The sequence below is a fragment of the Pseudomonas graminis genome (assembly GCF_013201545.1).
Classification (GTDB): Bacteria; Pseudomonadota; Gammaproteobacteria; order Pseudomonadales; family Pseudomonadaceae; genus Aquipseudomonas.
Genome location: NZ_CP053746.1, coordinates 2,107,444 through 2,126,379 on the forward strand (window position 1 = coordinate 2,107,444; position 18,936 = coordinate 2,126,379).

Below are 18,936 nucleotides of genomic sequence, written 5' to 3' on the forward strand. Positions count from 1 at the left end.
ATTATTCTTACTGGTATGGCAGCGGCATCTGACACGGTTTTGTAGGAGCAATGGTCCTCTAGGTGTTGCGGGCTTCGCCTTCACAGTCAGATTTTTCCGAGGGACTCGCCCTAATCATCGCGATTGCCTAGACTCGGGACCATTCATCGGGTCTCAGGCGATCCTTCACGGCTGGACAGCAACAGGGAGTCTTACATGCGGCGTGTGGTGTTCAATCAGAAGGGCGGCGTTGGCAAGTCCAGCATCGCCTGCAATCTGGCGGCTGTCAGTGCTCATGAAGGTTATCGGACGCTGTTGATCGATCTTGATGCCCAGGCCAACTCGACGCAGTACCTCACCGGTCTGACCGGCGACGAGATTCCCATGGGGATCGCGGATTTCTTCAAGCAGACCCTGTCATCCGGGCCTGGCGCCAAAAAGAATCAGGTCGACATTTACGAAACGCCCTTTGACAACCTCCATGTCGTGACCGCCACGGCCGAGTTGGCGGATCTGCAGCCCAAGCTGGAAGCCAAGCACAAGATCAACAAGCTCCGCAAACTGCTGGATGAGCTGAGCGAAGACTACGATCGCATCTACCTGGACACGCCCCCGGCGCTGAATTTCTACGCGGTGTCGGCGTTGATCGCGGCGGATCGCGTGCTGATTCCGTTCGACTGTGACAGCTTCTCCCGTCAGGCGCTTTACGGCCTGCTCAAGGAAATCGAAGAGCTCAAGGAAGATCACAACGAGGATCTGGAAGTGGAAGGCATTATCGTCAACCAGTTCCAGGCGCGGGCGAGCCTGCCCCAGCAGATCCTCGACGAACTCATCGCTGAAGGGTTGCCGGTGCTGCCGGTCTACCTCACCAGTTCGATCAAGATGCGTGAATCCCACCAGGCCAATATGCCGCTGATCCATCTGGAGCCGCGGCATAAACTGACTCAGCAATTTGTCGAGCTGCATCACTTGCTGGAAACGGGTGCGGGTAATCGCTGACTGCTAGGCGAGCGGTTCGTGGCTTTTCCGACGGGCTCGGGTCATGTGTTTGGCTCGCTTGCGCGCCTTTTCGGCCATGTCCTTGGGAATGTCGATGGTCGCTTCCATGTCGGCCTGAAGCTGATCCTGGCTGGCGATCAGATGGTGGGTGCCGTCCGCACAGCCGCAGCGCACGGCCTGTCCGTGGGTCGCCACGGCCACGAGCTCATCGATGAAGGTCGGATTGCCTTGGGCAATGAAGCCAACCTGTGCACACAACTCGCACCAGACCGGATCGCCCATGCGGGCCAGACGCCGGTCCTCCCACATGTGCGAGCCTGAGGCGCTCAACACCACGCCGCCGGTTGTCGTTGAATCGCCCTCTCTGACCACGTATGTCATAGCTAACCACTCCAGTGTACGGATAGGAGTGGCGAAGCCTAGACGCAGAATTCGACGGATTCGGGGCCAAAAGGGGCTTTCAGAACCTGCCTACAGCGCTGGCTGTCATGCACTTCGATCGCTGAAGAAGCGTCTCTCATATTCCCTGACTGGCCAGCCATGCCATCAGCTGTTGCAACGGCATTGCGCCGCTCTGCCGGGCAACTTCACGACCGTCCTTAAACAGGATCAAACTCGGGATCGAGCGAATGCCCAGCTGCGCGGAAAGCTGCTGATTGGCCTCGCTGTCCAGCTTCGCCAGCCGAACACGCCCGATCAGTTGAGTGGCCGCTTGCTCGAACGTCGGCGCGAAGGATTTGCACGGCCCGCACCACTCCGCCCATACGTCCACTAGTAGCGGCAGATCGCCCTTGATCTGACTGGCGTAATCGCCCTGCGTCAGGTTGAACGGCTTGCTCAGCAAAACAGGCTGCTTGCAGCGCCCGCATTTCGGCTGGTCGGACAGCCGCCCGGCAGGGATGCGATTGAGCCCGTTGCAATGTGGGCAGGGGATCAGCAGGGAATCGGACATGGCAGAGGCCTGGGTAGGGTTGATGACTACTAGGTGGAGTCGGCGGGGTGAGTTATCAAGCTTTACAGGTTCATCTGACGCGCCGAGCGGTAGAGAGTGGCGGTGACTTCATCGATTACCTCAAATAGGCGATGTGACTTGGTTCAGGTTTCACTATTCGTTTAAGCACACCACGCCTAAAAACTCTCTAACCTGAAGACGCAACGCATTCCTCCTTCACCGTTTGTCCCAGCCCCTGACTACGGGCGTTAAGCCCAATCCTCGGTCGCTGATTCCCCGAAAGCATCCCCCGTTCGCCCAACTGTTCGCCCTGCCTGGCCGTCGCTAGTGTCGACGCGAGGGGCTGACTGACGAACATGCGCGTCGGCCCCTGTCATCTCATAGCCAGGGAGTCGCCCATGATCAGCCAGATCCAGGCCGCGGTTGCAGCGGTTGTCGCGAACAAAAAGCCAGTCGTTGATGCCGCTACAAACAGCGATCCCAAAACCGTCGATAAACCTGCAGCGACCGCGACCGACAAGGCGACGTTTTCGACACTGGCGGCTCAGTTGAACGAGAGCGCAGCGCGAGCCGAGAAGAGGGACGCAGGGATGACTCACGCCGAGCTGGGGCAGTACGGGCGAAATCGCATCAATGAGTTTTTGATCGAAGGCCGCACAGTCAACAGCGGCACCCGGGCCATGGAAGTGCCCAAGACTAACGACCCTGAATTGCTGGACCGCGCGCGCGAGGCCAGTGCGTTCGTGACCCGGACACTGGCCGGTGACAAGAACGCCAAAAGCCCTTTCGAGAACCTGTCCCGTGAACAACTGAACCTGATTACCTTTGACGACAGCGGAGCCTTCACGCTCAACGAGCGGCGCGCGGCCTGGCAGGGCGTGCAGAAGATGGACGAGGACTGGCGCAAGGTGGCGATAAACGAGGGGGTGATCGAGCAAGCCCGGACGGGCAAGGCCTCCCGGTTCTACAACGACGCTCTGAGCTACCTCAAGTCGCTGCCGGCGATCGAAAAGGCGGTGAGCTATCCCAAGGGAGCAGAAGCCATTCTGGAGGCGCGAATCAAGAGCGACCTCACGCTGCCCAGCCTGCCGGGCGCTTTCGGACGTCAGGCGGCAGACCGCAAACTGACCCTTTACGACATCCTCGCCGGCATCGTCGACACCACCAAAGACAAGAAAGCTGACCCAAACAACATCGCCTACACGAAGAAGTACGCGCCCCGTACCTCACCGGTGTCGACTACGGCGGCTGCGCAGGAGGTTGAAAAGCCAGCGGCTGCGAATGCGGATGCGCGAGTTGAGCAAGCGGGTGCTACGTCCAGGGATGAGAAGACAGCGGGATAAAAGAATGCTTCGGCCATCGCAGTGTGTGATGGCCGTATGGGTGGCCAAGCTGGATATTGCACGCACAACGGTAGGGAAATGCACGTCATCACTGAAAAGCGAATCTGGGAGGCAAAGAAGAAATGGCCACAATCGGCAACGGCTCTTGACGCTTGGTACCGCTTAATCAAAGCATCCAGGCTGAACGACTTTAGTGCGATGAGAGCGATGCTGCCTTCGACAGATAAAGTGGGAAAATTTCATATTTTGGTATCGGCGGGAACAAGATCCGGTTGATTGCGTCGGTTAACTACTCAGCACAGAGGCTGTACATAAAGCATGTGTTCGACCATCGTGAATACGACAAAGGTAAATGGAGGGATGAGCAATGAGCGCGCTCATTAAGCAGGCTGCGGAGCACTGGCATCATTTGGCGCCATTACTGACTCGGCCTGAAACGGAAGCTGAATATGATCTGCTTGTCAGCGGGCTCGACGAACTTTTGGAGATCATCGGGGAGGATGAGCAGCACCCTCTGAATCGTCTCGCCATTTTGGTCAGCGAAATGATTGAAACCTATGACCATGAGCATCGGCCCATGCCTATGGCCTCAGGCGCGGAGACACTGCGTTACCTGATGCACGAGCACGACCTTGGCCAAGGCGACTTGCCTGAAGTGGGGACGCAGTCCGTCATTTCCGAAATACTCTCAGGCGAGCGTCAGTTGAGCCTCAAGCAGATCCGCAAGATTTCGGAACGTTTCGGCGTGCCGGTAGAGGTCTTTATCTGACCTTGACTCATTCGCACTCACGACGAACAACTGATCTCCAGATGCTTGCCCCAATCCGGCGGACGCTGGGCATAACCCTCCATTCCAGGCTGCTCCTCGAACGGTGTGCACAGCACCTGATGCAGGCGGCGAACCTCGCTGTCGTCGCCTTGTTCGGCCGCTTCGATGGCGCGTTGGGCCAAGTAGTTGCGCAGGATGTACAGCGGATTGACCGCATGCATGCGCGCACGGCGATCTTGTTGGCTGGACTCGGGTTCGCGCGCGATGCGGGCTTTGTAGGCGTCGGCCCAGGCGTCGAAGCCGAGCATGTCGACGAAGTCGTCGCGCAACTTTCCTGCCGCGACTTCGGCTGATTCTTCCCCCAGATGGCGGAAAAACAGCGTGTAGTCGACGCCGCTGTTCTGCATCAGTTGGAGCAAGCGCGCGATCAGGTCAGCGTCATCCTCTTCGGCCGTTGTCAGGCCCAGACGTCGACGCATCAGGTCCAGGTAATGCGCCTGATACAGCGGCAGAAACAGGTCCAGCGCCTCACGCAATGCCTCGACGCTGATGAAGGGTGTCAGCGCCTGGGCCAGCGCGCTGAGGTTCCACTGGCCAATCGGCACCTGATTGCTGAAAGAGTAGCGGCCTTCGTGATCGGAATGGTTGCAGACGAAATGCTGGTCAAAGTCATCGAGGAACGCGAAGGGGCCGAAGTCGAAGGTAATGCCGAGAATCGACATGTTGTCGGTGTTCATCACGCCATGACAGAAACCATAGGCCTGCCATTTGGCAATCAGCTCGGCCTGACGCTCGACGATCACGCGAAACATCGCCAGGTACGGCTCGGTCTCTTCGAGACATTCGGGGTAGTGCAGGGACAGCACGTGATCGGCCAGTTGCTTCAGCTGTTCCGGCTGTTTGGTGTAGAAGAAATATTCGAGGCTGCCGAAGCGCACGTGGCTTTGCGCCAAGCGTAGAACCATCGCTGCGCGTTCCTGGGTTTCGCGCCACACCGGGGTGCTGGAGCCGATCACGCAGGCCGCGCGACTGGTCGGGATGCCCAAGGCATGCAGGGCTTCCGAAGCCAGAAACTCACGGATCGACGAGCGCAATACAGCACGACCATCGCCCATGCGTGAATACGGTGTCTGCCCGGCGCCCTTGAGGTGCAGGTCCCAGTGTTCGCCGGCGTCGTTGTACACCTCGCCGAGCAGCAAACCGCGGCCATCACCCAGGCGCGGGTTGTACGAACCGAATTGATGACCGGAGTAAACCATCGCACGCGGATCGGCTTCGGCCCACAGTTTGTGACCGCTGAAGATTTCAGCAAAAAGAGGTTGTTCTGCCTGAGCAGGGTCCAGATCGAGCAACGCGAGGGCCGCTTCGCTGGCAACCACCAGCCGCGGGTCGGCGATGGGCTCGGGCAGCACGGTGGTGGAAAACGCATCGCCCAGGCGGGCAAAACGATTATCAAAGGTCAGCTCGTCGAGGGCTTTCAAAAGATGCCTCCAGCAGAATTTCCGACCATTCTGCTGGGTTTTTCCCGGTCAGTCGAGCCTGACTTCGGGCGGCTCAGGCGCATCTTTTGGGGCTGGAGGCACAGCAGCGGGCGGCGTGATGGTTTTCTGCTCCGGCTCGATCGGCACCATTTTGTACTCCTGTCCCTGCATGTTCTTGAGGTAAACCTCCATCTGCCGGAACGAAATATTGATGTGCTGTTTCTTGAATTCTTTGTTGATGAACCGGTTGATCTCATCCAGCACCGGGTTGCGGTCGCCTAGATCACGCACATGCATGCGCAGTTCGTGATCGAGGGTACTTTCACCAAAATTGAGGAAGTAAACAATCGGCTCGGGGTCTTTCAACACCCTGGGATTGTCACGCGCGGCCTTGAGCAGCAGGCTGCGCACCAGGTCCAGATCCGACCCGTAATCCACCCCCAGTTTCAACGTCACGCGGGTGATCGTGTCGGTTAACGACCAGTTGATCAGTTGCCCGGTGATGAATGTCTTGTTCGGGACGATGATGTCCTTGCGGTCGAAATCGGTGATGGTGGTCGCGCGAATGCGGATCTTGCTCACCGTACCCGACAAGGCGCCGATGGTGATGGTGTCGCCGATCCGCACCGGGCGTTCGAACAGGATCATGATCCCGGAGATGAAGTTGGCGAAGATCTCCTGCATACCGAAGCCCAGGCCAACCGACAGCGCCGCCACCAGCCATTGCAGCTTGTCCCAACTCACGCCGAGCGCCGAGAGCGTCGAGACAAAACCGACGCCGGCGATGGTGTACGAAAGCAACGTCGTGGTTGCGTACGAACTGCCCTGTTTGAGGTTGAGTTTCGACAGCACAAGCACTTCCAGCAGGCCCGGCAAGTTGCCCGCCAGCACGAAGGTGATGCCGATGATGACCAAGGCGCCGATCAAGTCGCCCAGGCTAATCGGCACCATGCTGATGTTGGCGCCGGTGCCGCTGGTGTACTCGTACAGCGTGATGTTATCGAGGTACGAGAACACCGAAATCAGGTCGGCCCAGACGAAGTAGAGCGCGCCGATGAAGCCTGCAATCAGCGCCAGACGAATCAATCGCAGCGACTGCTGGTTGACCTGTTCGATGTCCAGCGTCGGCTCCTCGATCAGCGTCTCGCCTTCGCCGGCTTCTTTTGCGGCCTGACGTTTGCTCAGCGCGCGCTGGTACGCCAGACGGCGCGCGGCCACGCTCAGCCCGCGCACGAAAGCGGCTTCGATCACCAGCCACAGCATCAGCAGATATAGAGTGTCGATCAGCCGATCGCTGAGTTTCAGCGCCGTGTAGTAATAGCCAAAGCACACGGCGACGAACAGCGCGACGGGCAGAGCGGTGAAGGCCAGGCCCACCGCACGACGAAACAGCGACGCGCTGTGGTGGGTCGGGCTGGTGAGCAACAGCCGCGCGAGCAGCCAGGCCATCAGGGCGTAGCACGTCAGCACCACGGCGATGCCGATGACGTCGTCGGCCAATGCCGAGGGCTCGTGCTCGGCCACGGCGACCACCGTCACCAGCGCCAGCACGACAAGACCCAGACGACGGATCCAGCCGCGCAGGAATTCCACCTGTGGTTTTTCCCAGCGGAAGTGCAATTGCGCCACGCCGCCCGGCGCCAGAATGCGGTAAGCGGTGTAGAACACCAACCAGGCCAGCGCTACCTGCAGCAGCGCAGAACCGAGATTGACGTTCTGGCCGCGGGCGTCGATCTGCAGCGCGAACGCACACACCGTGAGGGTCAGCGACAACGGCATTGCCAGCAGCACGTTGATGAAGATCGCCAGCGGTGTCTGCCACTGCCGGTCCCGCTTGAAGTGGCCGATGTCGGCGTGCAACCGATTGAGCTTGTCGTACAGCGCCTTGCGCTTCCACATCAGCGCGCCGATCACCAGAAACAGCGGCAGGAAGATCAGCGGCCGCTGGGTCAGTCCGTCGTAGAGTTCGCTGACGCTGGACGTCCAGGGAAGGGTGGTCACCTGTTTGACGAGTCGTGGCTGTATGCGCTCGAACCACTCCAGGTCCAGCGGCTTGTTGCTCGGAATCCAGAACATCTGCTCATCAAGGGTGGCCCGCAGGCTGTTGGCGGTGCTGACGAGCTGTTTCTGATTGAGCTGGAGGGTGATGGATTCGTTGAGCAGCGCACTCAGCTCGCGGTTCAGTCGCTCCAGCAGATCGCTGCGAGTGGTCGCCAGATCGAGCAGTGTCTTGCGCAGCGCGGGTGTGACGTCTTCCGGCTTCTGCGTCGCCAGTAACGTGTCGACGTATGCGCTCGGGCTGCTCATCTGCTCGCGCTGCTGATTGACCTCGAATTGGTACAAGCGAATATCGGCAATTTCGTCGGCCAGACCGCTGTCGAGCTTGAGTTTGGGGAGCGACTGCTTTTGTTTGTAGAGGATTTTCGACAGCAGCAAACTCCCGCTCAACACGTTGATCTGCTCGTCGAGCGCCTGATCGGTTTGCGTGATGGCATCCAGCTGGGTCTTGGTCTTGAGGTTCTGCTGGGTCAGCTCATTGAGGCGGTCGGTGCCACGCAGCAGGTAGTCGGACAGCTTGAGGTTGGCGGCGCTTTCGGTAGCCAGCAGGCTGCTGCCCCCGGCTTTCTGCGCTTCAAGGGACAACTGCGTCACGGTTTGCTGGGACTGGGCGCGACGCTTCTCGTTGATCAGCGTCTGCAGGTCCTGGATTTCCTGATCCTGACGATTGACCTTTTCCGTGAGCAGGTCGCGCTGGCTGCCGCCCAGGTCCTGCAACTGGCTGTTGCCGGCAAGCTCCTGACGACGCAGGGCAATCAGCGCGTTGAGCGAGGTCTGCTCGGCGTTCAATGCGTTGCGCTGGTCGGCGTTGATGGCCTTGCCGCCATCCTTACCGGACTTGAGCGTGCCGCTGATGGCCTGAATGCGCGTCTGGCTGCTGCTGATCTCGGCCTGAGCGCGCTCGGGCCGGGTCTGCGCGGTGATGGTCAGGCTGTTGGCGTCGTTGAGGGCTTTTTGCAGATCAGCCTGCTGAGCACTGCGCTGACTCAGTATTTGCTCAAGCTGCGGCACGTCCAGATTGGCGTATCGCTGAGCGACCGGAATGACCTTGCTGGCCTTGAGCTTGGTCAGCTCGTGCTGGTTTTCGGTGGTCAGCCGGGGCGCGTCGGCGAGCTGCTTTTTCAGGTCATCCAGCTTCTGCTGGTTGTCCTTCTGGCTGGACAGAAATGTCAGCGTCTGTTCCAGGACCTGCTGCAGAGCTTTCTGGTCGTCAGCGGTCAGTTTGCGGTCGGCGATCTTGTCCAGACTGCGCTGGACGGCCTCGCTGGACAGGGGTGGCGTATCGGCGGCGTGCGCCGGTACGGACGACAGGCAAAGCCCAAGCAGGGCCGAGGCAAAAAGGTTACGCAGCGTGAACATAGACACCGGGTCGAGCGAACAGAATGGGGGGCAGTTTAAAGGAACAGCGCGGGCCCCGGGCTGCTTCCTTCGGGGAATCTGACGCCCACTTTGAGGATCTTGTTCCCGTCCATAACTGCGACGGTCCAAATAGTTCCGTTCCATTCGACCTGGTCGCCCACAATCGGCGCGCCTCGATTCTTCTGAATGATGAACTGACTCAGCGGCATGCCCGGATCCAGCCCATCGAGTTTCAACCCGTAAAGTGCCGCGACAGCCCCCAGCTCAGCGTCTCCTTCGAGAACGAAGTCACCGAAGAAGCGCAGATCCAGCCCGCGTTGAGGCGCCTGACTGAACAGCTTGCCGAGGGCGGGAAGGTCGTGTTCGTGGCCGATGACGCAGAGCAGATCGCCCACTTCCAGCACCGTACTACCCGACGGATGGAGCAGTTGTTGACCCCTGAACAAGGCGGCAATACGTGTGCCCTCTGGCATTTTCAGCTCGCGCAGTGCGGCACCGATGCACCACTTTTCGGCGCCAAGGCGATATACGAACAGTTCCCACTCGCTGGTGACATGCACTTCCAGCGCGGCGCGGGAAATCGGCGCCGGATCAGGCGGTACCGTCACTTTCAGCCATTTCGCCACCCACGGCAGGCTCGTGCCCTGAACCAGCAGCGACACCAGCACGATGAAGAACGCGAGATTGAAATACAGCTGCGCATGGGGCAGACCGGCCATCAGCGGGAACACCGCCAGAATGATCGGTACCGCGCCGCGCAAACCGACCCAGGCAATAAAGGCTTTTTCACGGCGGTGGAACACCCGGAAAGGCAGCAGGCCGGCCAGCACCGACAGAGGGCGTGCCACCAGAATCATCCACAGCGCCAGGCCCAGAGCCGGCAGCGCAATCGGCAACAGGTCATGGGGTGTGACCAGCAGACCGAGTACCAGGAACATGCCGATCTGTGCCAGCCAAGCCATGCCGTCAAGCATGTGCAGGATGCCGTGGCGACTGCGAATCGGCTTGTTGCCCAGTACCAGACCGCACAGATAAACCGCCAGGAAGCCGCTGCCGTGAATGGCATTGGTCAGTGCGAAGACCACCAGACCACCAGCGACCACCAGAATGGGGTACAGGCCGTTGGCCAGATTTATCCGGTTGACCAGCTGCAGCATGATCCAGCCACCGCCCAGCCCGATGATCCCGCCGATGCCGAATTCCTGAACCAGATGGCCCAGCAGGCTCCAGTGCAGGCCGGTCTGGCCGCTGGACAGCATGTCGATCAGCGTAACCGTTAGAAACACCGCCATCGGGTCGTTGCTGCCGGATTCGATCTCCAGGCTTGCGGTCACCCGCTCGTTCAGGCCTTTGCCGCCCAGCAGCGAGAACACAGCGGCGGCGTCTGTGGAACCGACGATGGCGCCGATCAGCAGGCCCTGAATGATGTTCAGATCAAACAACCAGGCGGCAACCATGCCGGTCAGCCCCGTGGTGATCAGCACCCCGACCGTCGCCAGCGACAAGGCGGGCCAGAGTGCGACCCGGAAACTCGCCACCCGCGTACGCAGGCCGCCGTCAAGAAGAATGACCGCCAGCGCCAGGTTACCGACCAGATAGGCCGTCGGGTAGTTATCGAAGATGATGCCGCCGCCATCGACGCCGGCGACCATGCCCACGGCAAGGATGATCACCAGAATCGGAATGCCGAGGCGGGAGGACAGCGAGCTGACCAGGATACTTGCACCCACCAGCAACGCGCCGATCAGGAACAGGCTGTTGATGGTCGTGGCATCCAAGGGCGGTACTCCAGAAAACGAATTCAAACAGACGAGGGCGCGAACTGACCATGCAGTCCGCGTGCCAAGGGATTTAACCTGTTGAATTGCTTGGCTGTCAAAGCGTAATTCCAGATGGGCAGGCTAATGGCCGTGCCAACGGGCCTGTACTCACAGGCCGCTGATGACATCCGTTCCCGGATGACAGCAGCAATACATATTTATGCCAGCCAGCGCTGCGAACTCTGGTCACTTCTGAATTCTATTTCAGGAGAAGTGATCACTATGAACGCACAAGCCCACCCATCACCCGAATCGGACGAACGTCAGCTCAAAAAAATGGCGAGCCGTTACGTCACCGATTACCCCGATCTCAATGCGCTGGCGAGGTCCGCCGCCCAGAGCATCATTTTCAGGCACACGGGTAAACACCTGGACCCCGATCATGTGTATTGGCATCGGTTCTCCAGCGCCAGCAGCAGTTCTCGGTCCTTTACCGGATGGCAGCACGCGGGCGCTACGGTGACGTCCATGACAATGACCGAACTGGTGATTCGTCGTTTCAATGCAAGCGAGCAGCAAGCCCCCGACGAGCTCGCGGTGTATGGCGGTTTCTACACCGACGGCCCGCAGCATGGCTTTTATGACGAGCGCAATGAAGTGCGCATGCTTCCGGCAGAGGTGCTCAACGATTTCTGGACCCTCGATTTCAGCGCGGGCTACCGGCGTCAGATGGACAGGTTCTGGGCGCAGCACAGCGACAACTTCTGCGTGCTGGCCAAAGTTCGATACCTGGCCTCTGCTGGAGAAGCCCTGAGCGGAAACCAGCTGTCGGCAACGGATTTCGGGATGCTCCGCAACGTGCTGGCGAGCGGACCGGGACCTGTCACGCTCGCCCAACTGCGCGGGCCAATGCCTGCGACCTCGGCCGTGTCAGTGTTTCATCTGGAACTGGGCGGCTTCAAGGCTCGGGACATTCTGCGTATCGTCGATCAGAGCGGGCGTCAGATCCTTTATGTCTGCGGTGCGCAATCGCCGTTCTACTGCTTTGATACCCACCACCAACTGTACGAATGGTTGAAGGCGCAGTTTCTTTCCATCAGGACTCGGGCGGCCTTCTGCGCCCGTTTTCTGCATTCGGCCAGTGACTGGGAAACGCACCGAGCTGCATTCCAGCGCGATGTGGCTCGGCTGCTGAGCAATGATCACGACGACCATGGCGCCAATCGCCTCGTCAATCGCGGGGCTGAGCCGATTTCGGGCGATGCGTTCGTCTATCTTCGTGATGTCGCCCGCCATGACATGACTTCCGACGCCACTACCTTGCTGACCGATAACAGCGATCTTCGCAAGCAGATCTGGCTCGGCTATCTGAATGCCTTTCTGTCGGTATTCGGCAATCTGGCGCCGCTGGGTTGGCCGCTGGCATTGGCTGTGGTGGGCGCGAGCCTGATCAGCACGGGATTGAATATCGATCAGGCGGTCAACGGTAAAAGCGCCGAACAACGCAGGCGGGGTATTCTGGATGCCATCGCCAGCGCTATTTATCTGTTCGTGAACCTGCCCCTGCTGTCGCGCATGGGGGCTGATGTCAGGGAGCCCATGACGGCCCGAACCTCGGAAGGTCTGAGCGCAGGTGCCGATGCAATGCCGACTCCCGTGGCCACCGATCCTTTGTCGGGCATGAGCAACAACGTTGTCCTTGAATCGCTGACGCCGGTCTCGGAGCAAGGGCGCTACCAGGGGACATATGGGCTGAGCAATGGCGAGACATGGGCGGTCGTCGAAGGGCAGCCGCGTCGTTTGACCTTCGATGAAGGCCTGGGCAGCTGGGTCATGGTCGATCCGCAGAACCCGTTTGCGTTCAATGGTAGATGCCCGGTTCGATTCAATGGGCAAGACCGGTGGGAACGGCTTCCGATCCCGGGCCTTGCTGGCGGTGCACCCATGGAGGCCGACGCTCTGACGATCACGCCGCCGCCCGTGGCGCCCGTTGCCAGTGTGCAATCGGCATTCTGGGATCGCTTCATGCAACTCAACCTCTTCGATGAGCACCTTTATTCCGAGGCGGCTCTGGCCCGGCAAAAGGCAGTGGTCGAGGTGTTCTGCATGGAGCCGCAAGAAGTGGTCGCCACCGACTCCGAAGGTGAAGACGTACATTTTGATCAGTGGGGCGCCAAACATCGCGTGTTCAAGACCGCAGACGGTGAATACGTCGGCTCTACCATCAGGCATTACACCCACGAAGACGATGCGTATAACCAGTTTTTGCGAACCGGCGTGGCGATCTATTCCGATCAAGTCGCGCTGGTGCAAAAGCTCGTCGAGGACGTCAGCACGCTGGGGTACAACAATGACGTCGCGCTCTATCGCGGCGGCAGTGGGGCGCGTGGTACCTCGGGCGCTTTCTTCCGTACCGGTGACGTGACCGTAGGCGATGTGCTGGTCAACACCGACATCACCTCGTTCAGTGAAAATCCCTATCAGGCGCGCACTTTCGCCAGCACTCAGGCAGGCGCCCATGCCAGTGCCACGAATGCGCCGATCCGCTTTGACGACACCAGCGTGGTGTTCGTGCTGCCGGAAAAACAGTACTTGAGCGGAGCACCCATCGCGCCGTTTTCCGCGAGTCCGGACGAGGCCGAGGTTATTTTTCTACCCGGTCACTATTTTCAGATCGACAGCATCGAGCAAGTGGTCGGGACCTTCTACCAGTTCATGAAAGTACAACTGCGCGAAGTGAGCGGGCCGGTCTCGGGTCGGAAATTGCTCGAGATGCGCACCGCAGAGCCTTTCACTCGCCAAGGTTATGCGGCGCGACTGGGAGGCGCCGGGCGGGTGCTGGTCGATCGTTTTTTCCCTTCTCAACAACCATGAACTGCCTGCTCATTTTGTAAACAATAATTATCTATTGCCACCCCGCGTGCCTGTTGGTGAACGCTACGGCTTCACTCACTGACAGGATGTCGGGTTATGAAAGACAGAAAGGATACGACCGCTCTGGAGCGCAGAGCTGACGAGCTTCGGCGCAGTCGCGACATTTCGCGAGTCTCGGGCTGGCATGGCCAGAGAGGCGAGGACTGGGATAACGATGGATGGACAAAGCCGTGGGAACTGCGGGATGAAAGCGGATGGCTGATTGAGCCGGCGCCCGGGAACGAAGTCGACGCTGACGCCACGCTGCTGAGCGACTGGCTCGGTCAGCAGCACGTGCGCTATGAATCGCCGCGAGAATACGCGCGCGCTCAGGCACAGGGCTTCCTGTTCCAGCATTTGCTGGAAGACACCGATCCGGACGAATTGCTGATCACCACGTTGTACATCAACGGCCAGGACGCTGCGCCCCAAAGGGCCAATATCGCGTATTCCATGACGCTGACTGACGCGCTCATGTGCAATTGGCAGCAGAGCGGTAACGGGCAATTCCTCGATCACCTTTCGGCGCTGCGCCATTACCGTAAGGGCGGCTATCCGGTGCAGATTTCCTCCGCGCCGCTGGAGTTGTGGGATTGCTTCGCTTATGAAGCCATCTACCGCAAAACCAGCCCCCAGCGTTTCGACGCATCCACTCAGGTGGAGCTGGACCCTGTGGCGTTCAAGGCTTATGTCTGGGACGCAGATCTGCAGGCGCATTATCAGGCCACACTCACGCATTTCTGGACCGAGCACGGGGCTGACTACAATCTCTTGATCAAGGCAGCCTTGCTGAAGTCTGCGTATGTGCAGCAGGCCGAAGGGTCACTGAGCATTGAAGACAGGTCGCTGGTGTTGCGCGGACTCGGCCTCGATCCTGCCCAGGCCTGGGAAGCGTTGACGTTCAAGCACTTCGCGGATGCGCCGCTTGCGCACGACGTCACGATCCGTGAACTGGTTCTGTACCGATACGTCGCCACTGACATCATCGTACTGCGAGATGAGCGGACGGATCGGCTCGTGATGTACATCCCCGGCAATTCCTCGCCCCTGCACGGATTTGCAGACCTCCCGGCGCTCGCCGACTGGATCGCGCGGCAATGCAAAGATGCGCGTCGGCGAAAAGCACTGCAGCGCCACTTCAGGCTTGAGGACGACCCGGACGGGCTGTTTTACAGCGGCATTCAGAAAACCCTCGCGGGCCTGGCGGCCTACCCGCACTTCCTTGACCAAGCCACCGGTTACTGGAACCCATCCAGCGAGGTGCTCCTTGGTGCAGCTCTTTCTCCCTGGCCGTTTTCGCACTTCAAACACAATTTGCAGACGCGTCTTGAGGCAGATGGCCGCCAATTGATTCGCAACCGTGCCGAGCACAACAAGGAGGTGGCAGCGCAAGCCCTGAGCAATGCCATTGCCGCCACGGGCGCAGTCGCGATGGTGGAGCCTTACTTGTGGGTGCCTTTGGCGGCGATGTCGCTGGCGTTGATGGGGCTGGGGGCAGATGAGGTCATTGAGGGGCGGACACTTGAGGAGAAGAAAAACGGCACGGGCCGCATTGTCTTCGGCGTTTTGAATGCGGTACCGGCGCTTGCCGAGGGGGCTGGGACAGCAAGCCGTTTGCTGGGCGCAGCTGCGCGTATCGGGGATCAGGCAATACCGGGAGCCGCAGATGAGCTGGCAAGCGTGGTCGGAGCCCGCACCGAGGCCGAGCGAACTGTGGCGCTCGCCGGGCAGCAACAGGCCCATGCCCAGCGGATTCAGGACGTTCTTGAGCACGCCAGCCAGTCGCCTGAGGAAAGGGATGCGCGCCTGATCGTGGAAGAGCGCCAGAGGCTAGCCATCAAAAGCCAGCATGCCGCAGGCTACGACAGCGCGATTGCCTTTGGGGTTGAGCCGCAAGGGCTGCGAGCACTGAGCCCGGAACTTCGCACGTCGCTCGCCCGGTTCGAATACAACGCGCCACTGGATCCGTCGGGCATCTGGACGACCGATGAACGTGGAGCGGTTTATAAGGTGAGCAACCCGGGAACCGGTAAACCCCGTTATTACGCTCGCGTGCATTCAAAGCTCTATCCCGTAGAGCCCGTCCAGGCAGCCGGCCAGTACCGCATTTACGCGCCTGACGATGCGCGGCTCAAGGGGCCATACGTCAAGCGGGTTAAAGGTTTTTACTCCGACATTGACCTGAGCCCCGGTCTGCGAGGCGGCGACAGCTTCATCGAAGAGTTGCCCGAGGTCGTATTGCCCGTCGAGAAGGATGAAATCTTGCTGACGCGCGCCCAGCCACCCGTCACGGTCGAGATTCCCATGGACGGCATCGAAACGAGGTGGGTAGAGGACGAGGGAGGAAAACAGAGCCCCCGGTACTTTGCCAACACCGCTCCTGGAGGGACGAAGGTCATTTACAACGCTGAGGTGGCCTGCTGGGAGTCAGGCAACGACACTTTTCTCTGGCTGGACAACAAGGGCCGCTGGCGTACAGGGACCGAGAAAGCCTATCTCAAGGTAAGGGACAGCTTGAGGCTGGACGTGCGTAACGTGTTTTACACGTTTCGGCGCTTGCCGGGCTTGCCTGCCAATCCGCAGCCCATCGAACAAATGGTCCATCAAGTCTGGCTAGGTCGGCGTCTGCCGGGCGAAAAGATCATTGAAACGATCAAATCCAATATGCGCATGAGCCCCGAGCTCAGGTTCACGCTGCATGTTGATATCGACGACACGGCAGCCGTGGAAGGCCTGTCCCCCCACGCGCAACTGCACAATGCGTTCGCCGACTTTCCCAACATGACGATTTCCAGGCTGCAGGACGAGCCTTTCTTCGAGGGGTTCATGGGCGATCCGCACACATCGACAGCGTTTTCCTGCTTTCGCCGGGGGGAGTTTGAAAACTTCGCAGCGGCCTCGGATGTCTTGAGGTACCGATTGATCAGGGAGTACGGCGGTATCTACATGGACTGCGACGACGTCATCGGTCGCTCTTTCTCGGGCGCCGAGCTGCTGGCGGGGCCGCATGACGTACTGGTGGGCAGCACACTGGAAAGCCCGACGCTGTCGTTCAAAGGCCCCGGTAACAGTCATTTCGCGAGCCGGCCCGGCAATCCAGTGTTCAGGCAAATGGAGCAGGAAATTCATACCCGCTTCGCCACACAGCAGGCCAACCTGGAGGCGCTGGCGTCGGCACGGCATCAATCCAGCGCGGCGATGGCTGCCTACATGACGCAGATCTCGGAGGTCACCGGTCCCACGCTGTTTCTGGATGTGCTCAAGGAAACCCGCCCCGACTATGCAGACATTCTCGACGACGGATTCGAGATTGATACCAATGTGTACTCGTCCGAATACTACGAACGCCTGAATCAGGTGAAGGCGTTTTATCGCCCGTTCGCTTCACGGTTCAGGATTTTCCCGGGCACCGAAAACTCCTGGAAGGCACCGGGGGCGTGACCCGAACGTGATCGCAGGTGGGTGGTTTACGGTTTCGGCCCGGCCTGCGGCGAGCTTAAAACCATTCGCTCCGCATCGACAGGCACGCATCATCCCGGCGCTCGAGGATCGCCAGTTCATGATGGCAACCCGGTACTTCCCATGTCAGGAAGTACCGGGCGGCCTGCAACTTGCCCTTGTAGAAGTCGGCATCGGCTTCGTTGCCCTTCCCCAACCCCTCTTGGGCGCGGATCGCTTGCTCCAGCCAGCGCCAGCCAATCACCGCATGCCCGAACGCCTTCATATACAACGCGGAGTTTGCCAATGTCGCATTGACCTTGCCCTGGCTCAGATCGGTTAGCAGGCCGAGGGTCACCGCTTGCAGGCGGGCGACCAGTTGCTCCAATGGTTGTCGCAATGCCGTTAGCAGTTCATGGGCCTGGGCCCGCTCGCAGGTGTCAGCGATCAGGCGAATCAGTTGCTTGAGTCCGGCGCCACCGTTCTGCGCCAGCTTTCGGCCCAGCAGGTCCAGCGACTGAATGCCGTGGGTGCCTTCATGAATCGGGTTCAGGCGGTTGTCGCGGTAGTACTGCTCCACCGGGTACTCACGGGTGTAGCCATGGCCGCCGAGAATCTGGATCGCCATTTCATTGGCCTTCAGGCAAAACTCCGAGGGCCAGGACTTGACGATGGGGGTCAGCAGGTCAAGCAGTTCGTGGGCGTGTTTTCGTACGTCCTCGCTCTCGCCCGTCTGCGTGTCGTCGAACAGCCGAGCGGCGTACAGGCCGAGGTCGAACGAGCCCTCGACGTAGGCTTTTTGCGTCAGCAGCATGCGTTTGACGTCGGCGTGCTGAATGATGGACACCGGCGCGCCATCCGGGGATTTGCTGTCGGGAAGTCGACCTTGCGGGCGTTCACGGGCGTATTCCAGTGAGTACAGGTAACCGGCATAACCCAGCATCACCGCGCCCATGCCGACGCCGATGCGTGCCTCGTTCATCATCTGAAACATGCAGCTCAGGCCCTGATGCGGCTTCCCCACGAGGTAGCCGACGCAATTGCCGTTATCCCCGAAGTTCAGTGCCGTGGACGTAGTGCCGCGCCAGCCCATCTTGTGAAACAGGCCGGCGAGGATGACGTCGTTGCGCTCGCCGAGGCTGCCGTCGTCGTTAACCAGAAACTTCGGGACGATGAACAGGGAAATGCCTTTCACGCCCGCCGGCGCGTCGGGCAGTTTGGCGAGGACCAGATGAACGATGTTTTCAGAGAGCGGGTGATCGCCGCCTGAGATAAAGATCTTGTTGCCGCGCAGACGGTAGCTGCCGTCTGCGGCGGGCTCGGCGCGGGTGCGGATGTCCGACAGCGACGAGCCGGCGTGGGGCTCGGTCAACGCCATGGTGCCGAAGAAGCGGCCCTCGATCATTGGCTGCAGAAAGCGCTGCTTTTGCTCCTCGGTGCCGAAGTTTTCAATGAGATTCGCCGCGCCCATGGTCAGGAACGGGTACGAAGCCGTCGCGGCATTGGCGGACTGGAAATGGGCAAAGCAGGCCTGAGACAGCAGGGTCGGCAGCTGCATGCCCCCCGCGTCGAAATCGCGGGCTGCGTTTAAAAATCCTGCCTCCAGAAAAGCGTCCACGGCTGGTTTCACTTCCGGAATCAGCACCGCTGCGCCGTTCTCGTAACGAGGTTCGTTCTCGTCGTTTTTGCGGTTGTGGGGCGCGAAGTATTTCTCCGCGATGTTGCGCGCCGTGCTGATCGCTGCATCGAAGGTTTCCCGGCTGTGCTCGGCAAAACGCTCGCGTTGGGTCAGCGCCTCGGCGTCCAGCACTTCATACAGCTCGAAAGCCAGATTGCGGGAACTGAGCAGCGTCTCGGACATGGCGGCGTACCTTTCTTGAGAATG

General features: G+C 59.9%; 11 protein-coding genes and 1 pseudogene. 6 read left to right on the forward strand and 6 right to left on the reverse strand.

Translation table 11 applies throughout. The features are described from left to right. The first annotated feature begins 195 nt into the window (after positions 1-195). Entirely contained in the window at positions 196-978 is a 783-nt protein-coding gene (locus tag FX982_RS09615) for a ParA family protein (RefSeq protein WP_172610465.1), read from the forward strand. Positions 979-981: 3 nt separating this feature from the next. Here the strand turns inward: FX982_RS09615 and FX982_RS09620 are convergent, their stop codons facing one another. Together FX982_RS09620 and trxC are read right to left on the reverse strand one after the other, a co-directional pair. Beyond that, positions 982-1,359, reverse strand: coding sequence for a PAAR domain-containing protein (locus FX982_RS09620; RefSeq protein ID WP_172610466.1), 378 nt, complete (start codon positions 1,357-1,359; stop codon positions 982-984). A gap of 136 nt (positions 1,360-1,495) precedes the next feature. Beyond that, positions 1,496-1,930, reverse strand: a complete 435-nt coding sequence (gene trxC / locus FX982_RS09625) for a thioredoxin TrxC (RefSeq protein WP_172610467.1) — start codon at positions 1,928-1,930, stop codon at positions 1,496-1,498. A 398-nt stretch (positions 1,931-2,328) separates the two neighbouring features. Between trxC and FX982_RS09630 the strand changes: the two genes are divergently transcribed. The 3 genes and pseudogenes from FX982_RS09630 (at position 2,329) to FX982_RS09640 (ending at position 4,042) form a co-directional block, all read left to right on the forward strand. Continuing rightward, positions 2,329-3,273 carry a hypothetical protein gene (locus tag FX982_RS09630; RefSeq protein WP_172610468.1) on the forward strand — a complete coding sequence of 315 codons (945 nt, stop codon included), beginning with the start codon at positions 2,329-2,331 and terminating at the stop codon, positions 3,271-3,273. Positions 3,274-3,351: 78 nt separating this feature from the next. Further along, a pseudogene (locus FX982_RS09635) lies at positions 3,352-3,644 on the forward strand (type II toxin-antitoxin system HigB family toxin). Further along, a complete protein-coding gene (locus FX982_RS09640) occupies positions 3,641-4,042 on the forward strand; it encodes a helix-turn-helix domain-containing protein (protein ID WP_172610469.1) in 402 nt (133 codons plus the stop codon). The pseudogene FX982_RS09635 and the gene FX982_RS09640 overlap by 4 nt, the downstream one beginning before the upstream one ends. A gap of 17 nt (positions 4,043-4,059) precedes the next feature. Here the strand turns inward: FX982_RS09640 and selO are convergent, their stop codons facing one another. The 3 genes from selO to FX982_RS09655 are packed head-to-tail and all read right to left on the reverse strand — an operon-like array spanning position 4,060 to position 10,718. Then, complete coding sequence (selO, locus tag FX982_RS09645) at positions 4,060-5,523, reverse strand: protein adenylyltransferase SelO (RefSeq protein WP_172610470.1); 1,464 nt, start codon at positions 5,521-5,523, stop codon at positions 4,060-4,062. Between the two features lie 48 nt (positions 5,524-5,571). Next, positions 5,572-8,940 (reverse strand): mechanosensitive channel MscK, encoded by a 3,369-nt coding sequence (mscK, locus tag FX982_RS09650; RefSeq protein ID WP_172610471.1) that lies wholly within the window; start codon positions 8,938-8,940, stop codon positions 5,572-5,574. A gap of 35 nt (positions 8,941-8,975) precedes the next feature. After that, entirely contained in the window at positions 8,976-10,718 is a 1,743-nt protein-coding gene (locus tag FX982_RS09655) for a potassium/proton antiporter (protein WP_122625568.1), read from the reverse strand. A 264-nt stretch (positions 10,719-10,982) separates the two neighbouring features. Between FX982_RS09655 and FX982_RS09660 the strand changes: the two genes are divergently transcribed. Continuing rightward, on the forward strand, positions 10,983-13,574 hold the full coding sequence (locus tag FX982_RS09660) for a dermonecrotic toxin domain-containing protein (RefSeq protein ID WP_172610472.1): 2,592 nt from the start codon (positions 10,983-10,985) through the stop codon (positions 13,572-13,574). 96 nt (positions 13,575-13,670) lie between these two features. Next, the gene (locus FX982_RS09665; protein WP_172610473.1) at positions 13,671-17,054 is read left to right on the forward strand and encodes a dermonecrotic toxin domain-containing protein; all 3,384 of its coding nucleotides are present in this window, start codon (positions 13,671-13,673) and stop codon (positions 17,052-17,054) included. Between the two features lie 55 nt (positions 17,055-17,109). Here FX982_RS09665 and FX982_RS09670 read toward each other — a convergent pair whose 3' ends face one another. Beyond that, positions 17,110-18,912: an acyl-CoA dehydrogenase gene (locus FX982_RS09670; RefSeq protein ID WP_172610474.1), complete on the reverse strand. Its 1,803-nt coding sequence runs from the start codon at positions 18,910-18,912 to the stop codon at positions 17,110-17,112. Positions 18,913-18,936: the final 24 nt, after the last annotated feature.

Excerpts from the sequence above, each read along its gene's own strand:
- mscK (WP_172610471.1), bottom strand. The coding sequence starts at position 8,940 with ATGTTCACGCTGCGTAACCTTTTTGCCTCGGCCCTGCTTGGGCTTTGC.
- FX982_RS09640 (WP_172610469.1), top strand. The coding sequence starts at position 3,641 with ATGAGCGCGCTCATTAAGCAGGCTGCGGAGCACTGGCATCATTTGGCG.
- FX982_RS09670 (WP_172610474.1), bottom strand. The coding sequence starts at position 18,912 with ATGTCCGAGACGCTGCTCAGTTCCCGCAATCTGGCTTTCGAGCTGTAT.
- FX982_RS09630 (WP_172610468.1), top strand. The coding sequence starts at position 2,329 with ATGATCAGCCAGATCCAGGCCGCGGTTGCAGCGGTTGTCGCGAACAAA.
- FX982_RS09660 (WP_172610472.1), top strand. The coding sequence starts at position 10,983 with ATGAACGCACAAGCCCACCCATCACCCGAATCGGACGAACGTCAGCTC.
- FX982_RS09615 (WP_172610465.1), top strand. The coding sequence starts at position 196 with ATGCGGCGTGTGGTGTTCAATCAGAAGGGCGGCGTTGGCAAGTCCAGC.
- FX982_RS09620 (WP_172610466.1), bottom strand. The coding sequence starts at position 1,359 with ATGACATACGTGGTCAGAGAGGGCGATTCAACGACAACCGGCGGCGTG.
- FX982_RS09665 (WP_172610473.1), top strand. The coding sequence starts at position 13,671 with ATGAAAGACAGAAAGGATACGACCGCTCTGGAGCGCAGAGCTGACGAG.
- trxC (WP_172610467.1), bottom strand. The coding sequence starts at position 1,930 with ATGTCCGATTCCCTGCTGATCCCCTGCCCACATTGCAACGGGCTCAAT.